Source organism: Arthrobacter sp. Marseille-P9274, assembly GCF_946892675.1.
Taxonomy (GTDB): domain Bacteria; phylum Actinomycetota; class Actinomycetes; order Actinomycetales; family Micrococcaceae; genus Crystallibacter.
The window spans coordinates 1-12,458 of the sequence record NZ_CAMPOV010000007.1 but is presented as its reverse complement, the minus strand read 5'-3'; the positions used below and the strand labels follow the sequence as shown (position 1 = coordinate 12,458).

Genomic DNA, 12,458 nt, shown 5'->3' with positions numbered 1-12,458 from the left:
CCGGGTCGCAAACCCGCCCGCCGGCGCCGGGTACGACACGCGGAACGTCACCCGCCTGTTCGCAAGCGCAGGTATCGTTCCGACGATCTGCCGGCCTCGTGCGAGCCCGTCGAGCTGATCCTCGCGGACGTTCAGCGTGACCCAAGCGTTTTCGACGTCGGTCAGCATGAAGACCGGAAAGCCCTGCGGCACGAGTTCGCCTGGTTGAGCCATCCGCTTCCCGACTTCCCCAGCAGATGGCGCGACCACGCGCGTCTCGGCGGCGGCGGCCTGCACCTCGGCCACCGCGCCGCGCGCCTGCTGGACCTGACCGCCAGCGGCGGCCTTGTCCTGAGGGCGGGCTCCCGCCAGGGCCTGATCGTATTGCGCCCTCGCTGCCTTCGCAGCCTCCGTCGAAGCGATGGCGTTCGTCCGCGCCTCGTCCGCCTTCTGACCGGCGACGACGCCCTGGGCGAACAAGCGTTGCGTGCGGTTGCTGGTATCCTGCGCCAGATTCGCTGCCGCCTGTGCACGCCGCCATTGCGCCTCGGCCGCCCGGATGTCCTCGCTGCGCGCGCCGGCCTCGGCCTTGTCCTGCGTTGCCTGCGCGGCCTCCAGCGCCCCGCCGGCCTGCTGCTGCTTGGCGGCGACTTCGGGGCTGGAGATCGTGTAGAGTAGCTGCCCTTGCCGGACGGGCTGTCCTTCCTCCACGCCGAACGATGCGATCCGTCCCGTGACCTTGCTCGTGACGCGGATCTCGCGCGCGTCTACCATGCCTTGCAGCTGACCAGGCACGGGACGGTAGCTGAGCCAGAGTCCGACGCCCAGCAGGGCAGCGACCACGAGAGCGACAACGACCAGTTTGCCGCGGGGTGGCCTTGTCGTCCCCCCGCCGTCGTGCATTTCGTTTTCAGTTGCGGCGTTCATGGAATTACCTTGTCGGCTTTGGCGACGTATGCGGCCATCTCATCCATTTGCCCGCTGACGTTCAGAAGCTGGGCAAGTGCCTGTACATATTCGTTGGCCGCCTGCGCGCGCTGGATGCGCGATCGCCCCAGCGAAAGCTGCGCGTCGATGACGTCCAGCGATGTCGCCTGCTGTTCCCGATAGGATAGGGTCTGAAGCCGCAGATTCTCGATAGATGAAGCGAGGGAGGTATCGAGAAGCAGATACCGCTTTCGCGCCGCCTCGACGTCGTTCCACGCCTTCGTCACACCGATCTCGATCTGCGTGCGGCCTTCGCGCAGACCGGCGCGCGCCTGTTCCGCCGTCGCCCGTGCCGCATCGACCGCCTGTCGGCGCCCAAGACCCCCGGCGAGCTTATAGCGCAAGCCAACACCCACTGCCCAATCCGGGTCCGTGAGGAGGGTGTTGCGCCGGTCGAAATTATACTGGCCGAAGCCGTAGACGGTCGGGCGCTGCTTCGCCTGCTGGATCAGGACGCCGGCCTTCGCCTGGTCCTCCAGCGACGACAGCCGCTCGAGTTGAGGATGTGAGGCTAGGGCCGCGGCCTTGAACGTGTCGAGCGGCGGCAGTGGACGCGAGATGACGAAGAGCGGCGTTGACGGCCTCACTCCTGCGGGTTCGCGCAGCAGCCCCGCAAGCGCCGCATTCGCCGTCTGGAGGTCAGCGATCGCCTTCTCATATTCCGCCCGTGCGTCGTCGCGTGCCACCTCTGCCTGAAGGCGTTGCGCCCGGCTGATGAAGCGCGCTTCCTCGAGCTTGACGGCGTCTGCGACGTGACGGTCGAGCCCATCGAGCACGTCGCGGCGCACGCCCAGCGCTCGCTCGGCTAGCTGCTGGCCGAAATAGGCCCGCACCAGTTGCACGAGCTGATCGTTGGCGGTGATGGCCCGGTCGGCCTGCGCCTGCGCCACCTGTGCCCGCGCACCAGCCTGCGTCCCCGAAATCTGCCCTCCGGTGTAGATCGGGAGGGTCGTCGAAGCGATGGGGCGCGTACTTTGCCTTCTAACTTGAAACCGCAGCGGGTCAGGGATGCCGAAGCCCTCGGCGACCGGCGCGAGCGAACCGAGCGGCAGATAGAGCGTCTTCTGATAGTCCAGCAGTTGCGCCTCGAGGTCGACGTCCGGCCTGCGCAATGTGCGCGTGGCTCCCTCTTGCGCCTCCTTGCTGCGCACGTTCGCGTCCGAGGCCGCGATCGCGTCGGAACGGTCCAGCAGCTGCTCCTGCGCACGGGCGTATGTCAGGACGGCGGGGCTTGAGGGGCCGATGTTCTGGGCCGATGCGGCATGCGCCGTCGCGACCGCGGCGCCGATGATGGCGATAGACCGAAGGCTCATCATCGACGTTGGCCCGCTTTGCTGTGAGGCGACAAGCCGTCTGCGGCCTCGATGCCGCAGCCATGTACGAGGGGACGAGGTCTGGGCGTCGCCGCCATGATCACGTTCACGACTGCGACCCCGGTCGTCGAAATTCGCAAGAGACGATGCTCGCCCCCCTTCGGAGGGTCAGCTCGCGGGCCGCACGTCGTTTCGCGAATGATCTTGGCAATCCCAAAGCATGGTCCAGCTCGTCGCCGATCAACGACGCACTCAGCGCGCCCGAAACGATGCCCTCGACGAGGGCCGGCAGCTCGTGGTCGGCGACTGTCGAGCCCCCCGTCGTGTCGCCCGCCAACTCGCTTGGTAGGCGGGAGAATCGGCTGAAGAGGGGTTCCAGCATCTGACGATCGGTCGCGGCAAGCCAGCCGATCAGCCGGCCCACGCCGGTCTGTGCGAACGTGTCGAAGACGAGGTCGACGAGGCCGGCTTCATCGATGTCGCCTGCCCTCAAGGCTCGGACACCGCGCCGGACGTCCTCCAGAAGCTGGCCGATGCCGTCGTCCGCGACGGCTGCCTGCAGGTTGGCCGCGGTGCCGAAATGATGGGTGATGCTTCCGTGCGCCATGCCTAATGCCCCGGCCACGCTCTGAAGCGTGATCGCTGCCGGCCCGAAACGCTCAAGGATATCGCGGGCAGCGCCGACCGCTTCGCTGCGAAGCTCGTCCGGATGACGCCGGCGGCGACGGGGAGGCTCTATTGTCACTGATGACAATATAAGTTAATGCCGTGTCGGTGTCAATGACGATCAGCGGAGACGACGCGGATGCCTAACGATAGCGCCGGCCATACCTGCGCCTTCGATGTGATCGCCTCCGACATCGATCACATGGGCCACGTCAACAATACGGTCTATTTACGCTGGATACAGGAGGCGGTGATCTCCTTTTGGCACCGGATCGCGCCCGGCGATGCGCTGGAGTCGGTTGCCCGGGTCGCGATAAAGCATGAGATCACCTATCGCTGCCCCGCCTTCCTAGATCAGCGCGTTGACTGTCAATCGGCGTCCAAAAGGGACCCCCTACCGGCGTCCAAAAGGGACCCCCTTCGTCGAGCAGCGTACCGGGGATGACGGGCGCACTGTTCGCGCTGGTTGCGGCGTAGGGCGGGCGTAGCCCGACGGGAGGCGCAACCAGCGCGAAGCGTTCTCTGCCGGTGTCCCAGGCGTCAGCTTCGATGTTTGAAGCGCCAGCTGTCGTTGCCGGTTTCGACGATGTCGCAATGGTGGGTAATTCGGTCGAGCAGCGCGGTGGTCATCTTGGGGTCGCCGAAGACGGTGGGCCACTCACCAAAGGCCAGGTTCGTCGTGACGATGACTGAAGTCTGTTCGTAGAGCTTGCTGACGAGGTGGAAGAGCAGCTGACCGCCCGAGCGGGCAAACGGCAGGTAGCCAAGCTCGTCGAGCACCACGAGGTCGAGGCGCGAGAGCTGGGCCGCCAGCGTGCCGGCCTTCCCAAGGCGGGTTTCCTCCTCGAGCCGGTTCACCAGATCAACCGTGTGGAAATAGCGCCCGCGGGCGCCGGCCCGTACCACATTGGCGGTGATGGTGGTGGCGAGGTGCGTCTTGCCGGTGCCCGTCCCACCGACCAGCACGACGTTGCGCCGGCCCGGAAGAAACGAGCCGCTGTACAGCGAGCGTACCGCGTGCCGCTCTACACGGGCGGTGCGATCCCGGCGATCCAGGCGGGTGCGGACGGCGCGGTCGAGGTGGCCCGCGCCAGGCAGGCGGGTGGTCGCGACCTGTCTCGCGTCAGGTTGGTCCGCACCTATTTCGGTCAGCAGGTTGCCGCCCAGCTGACCCGGTCGACGCGCGAGACGCTCGCAGGGTTCGATCGGCATCTGTCGGATGCCGTGAAGCTCGAGCAGAACGGGGTCATTCCCCATGCGCGCGTCCTCCAGGTTCAGGTCGCCCGCGACGCCGCCGAACGCGCCTTCATTCGCGCGCAACTCGAGGAAGCGACTGCTGCCGACGCACTGTCGCGGTTGCTGGACCGACCCGCCGGCGTCGGCGCATCGACGCCGCTGTTCGTCAATTCGCAGCCGCTGCCTCCCGTCGGCACATTCCTGGAGGGCATAGACGCGACGCCCCGGGCCCGCGGCGCCGACGCAGCGCGTGACATCGCCAGCGCGGGGGTCGGCCTGGCGAAATCGCGCTACCGCCCGCAAGCCTTCGCGTTCGGCAGCTACAACGCCAATCGCGACAATGCGCTGCCCACGGACACGCGAAACCGCGACCGCTCTGTCGGCGAGCGCCGTCTATGCCGGTTCGGCGCTTGCCTATTCGGGCGCGACGTTACCGCTGAACGGCGCCAACGCCTTTGCCCACATCTGGAGCAACGTGCTGCCGCTGAACCCAACTCAGTCGCGGCGGGCTGCCCGTCGCGGTCACCACCGAACCGTTGTTCAATCGGACGGGTGGTTACAAGGGCTATGTCTTTCCGGCCGTAGCGGTGATCATCGTTCAGCAGACGCTGCTCTTCGGCGCCGCTACCTTCATGGGCGGACGACGCCGCTCCGGCGCATGGCGGATGGGTGTCGCGGAGTTCTGGGGAACGCTGGCGGCGTTCACGTCGGTAGGCATCCTGGGATGCTATTTCCTGTTCGGGTTCATCTTCTGGCTCCAGGCTGTGCCCGTCGATGGCGACATTACCGGCATGATGGTGATGGTCCCTGTCTTCGCCACGGCGGTTGCTGCCCTGGGGCTGCTCATCGGCAGCGTGTTCGATTGCGCCGAGCGGGCAACCTACATCCTGGCACCGACCTCGGTGCCGTTCTTCTTCCTCACCGGGACCGCCTATCCGCTCGATCAAATGCCGGGCTTCGTCGCCGCCCTCTCTCACTTGATCCCGGCCACCGCCGGCGTCCACACGTTCGTCCCGTTGAACCAGATGCATGCGCGCCTGAGCGAGGTCACGATCCCCGCCTTGACCCTTGCAAGCCTCGCCCTCGGCTATGCCATGCTGGCGTATTCGCGCCTCGTCGGCTTCGGCGCGATGGTCGGGACGTCCGCCACCGAGGCCTGAATGGAGGGCAATCCTCGCCAAGGAGCGCAAGCTCCACCGTTTCCGCGGCTGTAGTGTATCGCGCACTCCTTCTAGCCGCTCGTAGTGGCTGCGACCTCGCTTCGCATGGCCACGAGACTTCGTGTCGCTGATCGCTGCCACCTGCATCGATAGTTGCCTCACGTAGAGACCTGGTCGAGTCAGCAAGAAAGGGAACCATTCGGTTCCCCTAGGTGTTGTTGGTGGGTAATTGCCGGGAAATGGCTGGGCCAAGCGGCGCCGCGACCGGCGTCGGGACATGGGCAACAGACGAGGTCAGGCTTTGAAAGCACCGCTTCTCTATTCGTCCGACATCGAGACGATCGCCGAGGATGAAGATCGCCTGACGGCCGAGATCGTCGAGCAGATGGCGGCCGGGAACCGCTGCGCTTTCGAGCATCACCGCCATGCGATCCGCGACGCGCATGCCAAGTCCCATGCTGTCCTGAGGGGCACGTTGACGGTTCACGACGATCTGGCGCCGGAACTGCGGCAGGGCATCTTCGGACACCCATGCACCTACGGCGTGGTCGCACGGCTGTCCTCGGCGCCCAGCGACATTCATTCGGACGCGATCCCTGCGCCGCGAGGATTCGCGATCAAGGTAATCGGCGTCGAAGGAGAGCGGTTGTCGCCCGATATCGGGGGCGCCAACCAGGATTTCCTGATGGTGAACTTTCCCGTCCTCGCCTTTGGCACCATCGCCAAATACAAGCTGATGCTGAGCCTTCTTGAGGCGAATGCGCATGCGCCCGACACCTTCCAGCGGCTGATCGCAGGCACTGCGCGGGGTGCCAAGAAGACAGTGGAGGCGTTGGGGATGACGCCCGGGGCGACGCTCGAAGGTTTGGCGCGCGACAACCATCATCCGCTCGGCGAGAGCTACCATACGCAAGGTGCTATCCGCTTCGGTGACCATGTCGCCAAGCTGGCTCTGTCCCCAGCTTCCGATAACGTCCGGGCCTTGACGGGACAGCCGGTGGGCAAGGCGGATTTCTCCACGATGCGGGATGTTATGGTGGAGCATTTCGCCGGCCAGGGCGCGGAATATGCCCTGTCGGCGCAACTCTGCACCGATCTGGCGGAGATGCCGGTCGAGGATGCGGCGGTACGCTGGGACGAGAAGGTGTCGCCGCATCGCCCGATCGCGACGCTGCGGTTCGCAGCGCAGGACGCCTACGCCCCGGCACGCCAGGTGTATGGCGACGACGTCCTGTCTTTCAATCCATGGAACGGCGTAGAGGCGCACCGCCCACTCGGCCAGATCATGCGCATCCGCCGGGCGGCTTACGAACGCTCCACCAGCTACCGCCATCGGATGAACGCGCGCCCCCGGATCGAGCCTGACCGGCTCGATGACATTCCCGATTGAACAAGCAGGAGGTCGTGATGACCACAGACAACAAGGACCCGCGCCTCGCGGATGAGAGCAAGCTTCAGGAAATCCGTCGCCGGGTGGAGGAAGTCGCCGCCGATGCACCCCACCTCGCCAAGATCGCGCTCGAGGCGATGATCCGCAAACATAATCCGGACCTGAAGGGCAGCGCCCGGTCGGCGGGCCGCGCCGGCAAGCAATCCGGCAACGTGTCCGAACTCCCCGCCATCGCGACGCTCAAGCCGGGCGGCGCAGAGCGCCTGCGGCGGATCTTCGATCTCACCGCCGGCAACATGGACGGGGCCCAGCGCGTCTCCACCCTGCACGACATGCGCTTCGTCTTTTTCGACGATGATACGCGCATCCTGTTCGCGACCGCCTACGACGGCGACTGGGATGCCTACATCAATGACTTTGCGACCAAGATCCCCGAGCTCATGGACCTTCTGTTCGCCAACGTCGAAGGCTGGCCGGGGATCGACAGCCCCAAGGTGAAGGATTTCATCGCCGACCACCAGATCGACGCTGCCGGCTGGTTCGTTGCCAATCCGCAGGTGACGGTGGTCGACGTACGCCGTTTCCAGCGAATGGAGAAGGCGCTCAACGCGTTCCTCGATGCAGAGGCCGCCAACATGGGCATCGACCCGACGACCAAGGCGGCGCTCGGCCAACTTACCGACGCCATCTCCAAGCCGGAAGGGGTGGATTACTGACATGAGCGTTCTGGCGGACCTGAGGGCGCGCTTCAGCCGGGAGCGGGTCAAGCTGCAGCTCGACGACATCCAGGCCCTGATCCTGCGATCGCGGCCCGAGCCCTATGTCGGCTTGCACGCGATGCTGCACGTCGATGAGGCGGAAGGCGGTCGCGACCTCGTCCGCCGACTCGCGCCGCATATCCCCGCGGCCGACGATTGGACGGACGACATGGACGCTTGGACCGGCGTCGCGATCAGCCATGCCGGCCTGAAGGCGCTGGGCGTGCCAGAGGCATCGCTGAAGAGCTTTCCCCTCCCGTTTCAAAAGGGCATGGCCGCCCGAGCCGAGCAACTGCGCGACTTCGGCGAGAATGCACCCGACCGGTGGGAAGATGCCTTTCGGCCCGGCACCTGCCATATCGCGCTGACGATCTATGCCCGCGACGAAGACGCGCTTGAAAAGGCGATCAAAGTTGCCATGACCGAGTTGGAAGCCTCGCATGGTGTCACGCTCGTCGGCACGCACAGCTTCGGGGCGGATGCCGATGCCAAGAACCCTTTCGGATTTCGCGACTCCATCTCGCAGCCGACAGTGGCGGGCGGCGGGGTGGACCCGCGGGGCGACGAGCGCGCGATCGCGGCGGGCGAGTTCATCCTGGGCGAAAACAGCGAGACCGGCGCGCCAGTCGCAATGCCCGAACCGGCCCCGCTCGGTCGCAACGGATCGTTCGTGGTCCTGCGCAAATATCAGAGCGCGGTTGGCGCCTTCAACGATTTCATCCGCGCAAACGCCGACAGCGAAGCCGACCAGGAGAAGCTGGCGGCCAAGATGTTCGGCCGCTGGCGCAGCGGCGCGCCGCTGATCCTGGCACCGGATCATGACGACGAGGCGCTGGGGGCGGATCGATCACGCAACAACGACTTTAATTTCGCGGAAGATCCCAAGGGACTGGTCTGTCCGCATTCAGCGCACATGCGCCGTCTGAACCCGCGCGACAGCCAGTTGACGATCCTGACCGACGTCAACATTCACCGCATCATCCGGCGCTCTTCCACCTTCGGCCCCAAGTGGACTCCGGACGTGACGGCGGCCGACGATGCGAAAGACGATCGCGGCATCTTCTTCATCTTCATCAGCGCGCGGGCGTACGATACGATCGAGTTCCTCCAGCAGGAATGGATCAACCGGGGCAACTTCATCGATCTTGGCACCGAAAAGGACCCGATCGTCGCGCTGCACGAGGAGCCCGGGACCTTCACCATTCCGCAGGAGCCGGCGCGAAAGCGCGTCAACGGCGTGACCACCTTCAACCGTCTGATGGGCGGCGAATATCTCTTCATGCCGTCGCTGACGGCGCTCCGGTGGATCGGTGAAGCAGGCTGGCACTGATCCGTCCAGCGGGCCTGAGGGGCGCTCGCAATACCGTTCGCATCGGCATGCCATCACCGTTTCGGCGGACGCGATCGACGAACTGGGCCACGTCAACAATGCTGTGTACCTGCAGTGGGTGCAGCAGGCGATAACCGCGTACTGGCGCGCGGTGGCGAGGAAGGAAGATGTCGACCGGCTTCGCTGGATCGTCGCTAGTCACGAGATCTTCTATCGAAAACCGGCCTATCACCGCGATAGTCTCATCGCGACGGTTCAGATTACCAAGCACACAGCGTCGCGAGCATGGTTCTCGACGCATATCGGCAGGGACGGCGAGACGGTCGCCGAGGTGCACTCGACGTTATGCTGTCTCGACGCGAGCTCGGGTCAACTCGTCCGCATCACTCCGGACCTTGCGCAGCCGTTCTGCCTGTAACACGCCGGGCCTATGAGGGGCGGTTAACCCTGGCGAGCAGCTTGGGTCGGATGGTGCGGCGCAGCCCGCGAGCAAGCTGCGCCACGGCCGATCATGCTCAGCCTCTGGGCATCGTCGGAACGGCTCGAGCGGTCGTCGCCGACGCTGACCGGGACCGATCAAAGCTCGGAGCGATGTAAGGAAGAGCCGCGATGGTCGGTGAAAAGAGAATGCCGAAAAGCCAACGCGGTCGGATAGGCCGGCCGAGTGCCAAAGAGGCGGCCAGTCTGGAAGACCGGATCCTGGCCGCCACTTGGGACTTGCTGCTCGCAAAGGGTGCCCGCGAACTCTCGGTCGAACGGATCGCACGTGCGGCTGCTGTCAGCAAGAAGACGATCTACACACGCTTTCATGGCCGCAGTGATCTCTTGATGCGCCTTCTGCGGCGCAAGCTTGAACTGGAAGAAAGCGGACTTCATGAGGACGTGGATGCGGAAGACTTTCGCGATGCATTCTGCAGCGTCGGGAGGCGTATCCTGGCCTTCTTGATCAGCGCGGAGCGTCAGGCGATCGCAGCGGTGCTGGCGGAACTACCGGACGCGCGGCATGATGCCTGGACCTCTACCTATGCTGTCGGTCTGCGCGCAATTGATGCCTTGCTAGCACATCCGGGAGCCGCGATCGCGCTAGCGAATCTCGATCTTGCGACGTTCCGTCATGCTTTGTTGCAATGTCTGATCGGTCGGGCGGAGAACATGCTGCGTGCTCCTGAGTCAGATCAGCCTATCAGCGAGGATTGGATGAAGGCCTTGGCAAAGCTCTTCATACGGCATGATTCGTAACCGCGGTGGTGACTGCCATAGCCAATAGCCTTGGCAGGGTAGAACGGCCTCGCCGCATCGCTCGTCTCCATCTGACGAGCTAACCTGCAAATGGCATGATTTCCGGGGAGCAGGTCATCAGGCTTGAACGCACCCAGATTCTTGAGGTGAACCGAACCCAGCACCGAAACCTGCGTCTTCTCCCCGGCCACCTTGGACTTCCAGGCACGCGGATCAAATGCCGGGTCTCGCGCGATAGCTGCACTTCCCAGCGAAAGGCAGACCAATCCCATTATAAGTGCGCGCATCTGTAGCCCCCCTGTGCCCCGCGACCAGTGGCACGTTCTGATCGCCAAACACCAGTCGTTATGCCGAATTAGTGATTTCCGCTGCGACGCCTTCCCGATTGGGAACCTGTGACGAGAATCCCACCGCGCCGATCGCGCTGACGGCCGCCTGCGGGTTCCGCTTTCCCAAAACCTGTTCCCGATTTACAATTCCCAAAACTGCCGATTTTGACGGGGAAACGGGAAAGATGCTGATCGGCTATGCGCGTGTCTCGACGACCGATCAGGATTTGACGCTACAACTGGATGCACTGACGAAAGCCGGGTGCGAGAAGGTGTTCACCGACAAGGCGAGCGGCGCGAAGATCGACCGGCCGGGGCTGATCGAGGCGCTGGGCTTCGCACGCGCCGGCGACACGCTGGTGATCTGGAAACTCGATCGGCTCGGCCGCTCGATCCATGGTCTGATCGCGCTGGCCGCGGACCTGTCGGAGCGGGGGATCGACTTTCGGTCACTGACAGACGGGTTCGACACATCAACGGCATCGGGCCGGCTGCTGTTCCACATCCTCGCCTCGGTCGCCGAGATGGAACGCGAGCTGGTGAAGGAGCGGACGATCGCCGGGCTGGCGGCAGCGCGCGAGAAGGGCAGCACGGGGGGAGGGCGCAAGCTGGTGATGACCCCCGAAAGGATCGACACGGCGCGCAAGCTGCTTGCCGTGGGCGAAAAGCCGGCCCGGATCGCAAGGCTTCTGGGCGTCGGCCTCTCGACCTTCTACCGGCAGTTCCCGGCGAGCGACCGCCCGGAAGCAGCCACTACCGACATATAATCCTGTCTTGTTATCAAAGCCTCCCGGCGAGCCGACGCATCTTGTCCATTTCCCGCGCCAGCCGCATCTGCGGACTGTCGTACAGCTCGCGCATCAGGCGCATCTCCGGCCTGTTATAAATCTCCTGCATCAGGCGAACCGTTGGGTTCTCCTGCGCCGCGCGGATCGCACGAAGGGCAGGGGTGTCCATACCAGCCAGCAACATTGCACCACCCGAAATGGGTTCGCCTGCGAGCTGCGCAAGCGCGATGTTCCGGGCAACCCGCAAACCCGGGCCGGATTCCGCCTGCCGGTTGATCTTCGCATCGCGCCGGGCGCGAGCCTGATCCAGATACCGCTGGCCAGCCTTTTTCCACTTGGCCTGAAGGCGACGGATCGTTGCCTCATCCGGTGCGTCCAGCACCCGCTTGGCTGCCGTGGTCGGTTTCAGCGTCAGTGCCGCGATCATCATGTCCGCCATCTTGGCAAGGACAGGTTCATCGTTCAGACCCGATCCTTCTGGTCGGCCGCGTCCGCGCTTTGCTGCATTGTTCATCTGCCGGTCCTTTCCTGTGCCGACCGCAATATCAGCAAACAAAACAGTAGCTTCAATGACGATAAATCCTGAACAAAAGCGAGAATAATTGATCGTCAAAACGACGGATCGATCCCGGAAAGCGAGGATAATTCCTGCCTGTCGTCATGCCTTGCGAGTGTCCAGCAGACCGCTTTGTCAGGCAGGCGGGTCGAAGGTATCGCCATTCGGAAGGGTGAAGACCGATCCATCGAACGCAATGCCTTGGCCTCCAGCGGTCCGCAGCTCTTTGCGTCCAGGCATACGCCCATGAGGATCGTCCTTTGATGACGCATCGATCCAATGCTGCACTTGAATGACCTGTACGCGATGCCCAAAGTGGGTTTTAACCTCAACACTCTTCGTAGTCGGCTGCATGTGCGTTTCTCTCTGGGGTTATTTGACCTTACGGTGCTTCCATTCCGGCGCTCGGAGAAGCACTGCCGCATCGCCGTCATTGTTCCAAACAGCAGATTCAAGCTGCCAGTAGAAGCGATGCTTGGTATGACCATCGTCCATCTTCTCTGACGTGTTCGTGCCCTTTCCGGTCCTGAGCACGACAACGTCGCCAGCTTTCACCTTCTTGTCTGGAAACCAGTAGATATGGCGGAGCTTGTTGGAAACTGAGTTGGCCCCCGAAATGACCTGACAGGGTCTCGCTCTTAGATAAGAGTGAGCCATATGACTGAGCATACGACTAGGCGCTACAATGGCGGCGAGGTCCTCTCCGGGGTTCAGCGCCGGAGGCGCT

The 12,458-nt window shown here is 64.1% G+C and carries 13 protein-coding genes and 2 pseudogenes; 9 read left to right on the top strand and 6 right to left on the bottom strand.

Annotation, left to right across the window (positions count from 1 at the left end; translation table 11 throughout):
• The 3 genes from OC550_RS22715 to OC550_RS22705 all read right to left on the bottom strand — a co-directional run.
• The coding region (locus OC550_RS22715) for an efflux RND transporter periplasmic adaptor subunit (protein ID WP_262108028.1) at positions 1–906 on the bottom strand (906 nt) is incomplete at its 3' end.
• Positions 903–2,282: a TolC family protein gene (locus OC550_RS22710; protein ID WP_236696956.1), complete on the bottom strand. Its 1,380-nt coding sequence runs from the start codon at positions 2,280–2,282 to the stop codon at positions 903–905. The genes OC550_RS22710 and OC550_RS22715, both read right to left, overlap by 4 nt.
• A gap of 103 nt (positions 2,283–2,385) precedes the next feature.
• Complete coding sequence (locus OC550_RS22705; RefSeq protein ID WP_176484947.1) at positions 2,386–3,024, bottom strand: TetR/AcrR family transcriptional regulator; 639 nt, start codon at positions 3,022–3,024, stop codon at positions 2,386–2,388.
• 60 nt (positions 3,025–3,084) lie between these two features.
• Here OC550_RS22705 and OC550_RS22700 point away from each other — a divergent pair, with 60 nt between their 5' ends.
• A complete protein-coding gene (locus OC550_RS22700) occupies positions 3,085–3,390 on the top strand; it encodes an acyl-CoA thioesterase (RefSeq protein WP_056433088.1) in 306 nt (101 codons plus the stop codon).
• 95 nt (positions 3,391–3,485) lie between these two features.
• On the opposite strand, the pseudogene istB reads toward OC550_RS22700, so the two are convergent.
• Positions 3,486–3,980: pseudogene (gene istB / locus OC550_RS22695) on the bottom strand (IS21-like element helper ATPase IstB); the annotation flags it as partial.
• Here istB and OC550_RS22690 point away from each other — a divergent pair.
• The 8 genes from OC550_RS22690 to OC550_RS22655 all read left to right on the top strand — a co-directional run bounded on the left by OC550_RS22690 (position 3,876) and on the right by OC550_RS22655 (position 11,154).
• Positions 3,876–4,766, top strand: a complete 891-nt coding sequence (locus OC550_RS22690; protein WP_327555638.1) for a TolC family protein — start codon at positions 3,876–3,878, stop codon at positions 4,764–4,766. The pseudogene istB and the gene OC550_RS22690 sit on opposite strands and share 105 nt — an antisense overlap.
• Positions 4,718–5,341 (top strand): ABC transporter permease, encoded by a 624-nt coding sequence (locus OC550_RS22685; protein WP_236696958.1) that lies wholly within the window; start codon positions 4,718–4,720, stop codon positions 5,339–5,341. Before OC550_RS22690 ends, OC550_RS22685 begins: the two co-directional genes overlap by 49 nt.
• A gap of 277 nt (positions 5,342–5,618) precedes the next feature.
• On the top strand, positions 5,619–6,731 hold the full coding sequence (locus tag OC550_RS22680; protein WP_176484948.1) for a catalase family protein: 1,113 nt from the start codon (positions 5,619–5,621) through the stop codon (positions 6,729–6,731).
• Between the two features lie 17 nt (positions 6,732–6,748).
• A complete protein-coding gene (locus OC550_RS22675) occupies positions 6,749–7,447 on the top strand; it encodes a hypothetical protein (protein ID WP_262108026.1) in 699 nt (232 codons plus the stop codon).
• Between the two features lies 1 nt (position 7,448).
• Positions 7,449–8,819, top strand: coding sequence for a Dyp-type peroxidase (locus OC550_RS22670; RefSeq protein WP_056433092.1), 1,371 nt, complete (start codon positions 7,449–7,451; stop codon positions 8,817–8,819).
• Positions 8,800–9,237 (top strand): thioesterase family protein, encoded by a 438-nt coding sequence (locus OC550_RS22665; protein ID WP_056433095.1) that lies wholly within the window; start codon positions 8,800–8,802, stop codon positions 9,235–9,237. Before OC550_RS22670 ends, OC550_RS22665 begins: the two co-directional genes overlap by 20 nt.
• 191 nt (positions 9,238–9,428) lie before the next feature.
• A complete protein-coding gene (locus OC550_RS22660) occupies positions 9,429–10,058 on the top strand; it encodes a TetR/AcrR family transcriptional regulator (RefSeq protein ID WP_082442114.1) in 630 nt (209 codons plus the stop codon).
• A gap of 514 nt (positions 10,059–10,572) precedes the next feature.
• A complete protein-coding gene (locus tag OC550_RS22655; protein ID WP_191864903.1) occupies positions 10,573–11,154 on the top strand; it encodes a recombinase family protein in 582 nt (193 codons plus the stop codon).
• A 13-nt stretch (positions 11,155–11,167) separates the two neighbouring features.
• Here the strand turns inward: OC550_RS22655 and OC550_RS22650 are convergent, their stop codons facing one another.
• Together OC550_RS22650 and OC550_RS22645 are read right to left on the bottom strand one after the other, a co-directional pair.
• Positions 11,168–11,788: a hypothetical protein gene (locus tag OC550_RS22650; RefSeq protein ID WP_191864902.1), complete on the bottom strand. Its 621-nt coding sequence runs from the start codon at positions 11,786–11,788 to the stop codon at positions 11,168–11,170.
• Positions 11,789–12,103: 315 nt separating this feature from the next.
• A pseudogene (locus OC550_RS22645) lies at positions 12,104–12,458 on the bottom strand (hypothetical protein); the annotation flags it as partial.

Bases quoted from the DNA above. Each gene is read 5' to 3' on its own strand.
- OC550_RS22710 (WP_236696956.1), bottom strand. From the start codon at position 2,282: ATGATGAGCCTTCGGTCTATCGCCATCATCGGCGCCGCGGTCGCGACG.
- OC550_RS22700 (WP_056433088.1), top strand. From the start codon at position 3,085: ATGCCTAACGATAGCGCCGGCCATACCTGCGCCTTCGATGTGATCGCC.
- OC550_RS22680 (WP_176484948.1), top strand. From the start codon at position 5,619: ATGGGCAACAGACGAGGTCAGGCTTTGAAAGCACCGCTTCTCTATTCG.
- OC550_RS22675 (WP_262108026.1), top strand. From the start codon at position 6,749: ATGACCACAGACAACAAGGACCCGCGCCTCGCGGATGAGAGCAAGCTT.
- OC550_RS22670 (WP_056433092.1), top strand. From the start codon at position 7,449: ATGAGCGTTCTGGCGGACCTGAGGGCGCGCTTCAGCCGGGAGCGGGTC.
- OC550_RS22660 (WP_082442114.1), top strand. From the start codon at position 9,429: ATGGTCGGTGAAAAGAGAATGCCGAAAAGCCAACGCGGTCGGATAGGC.
- OC550_RS22655 (WP_191864903.1), top strand. From the start codon at position 10,573: ATGCTGATCGGCTATGCGCGTGTCTCGACGACCGATCAGGATTTGACG.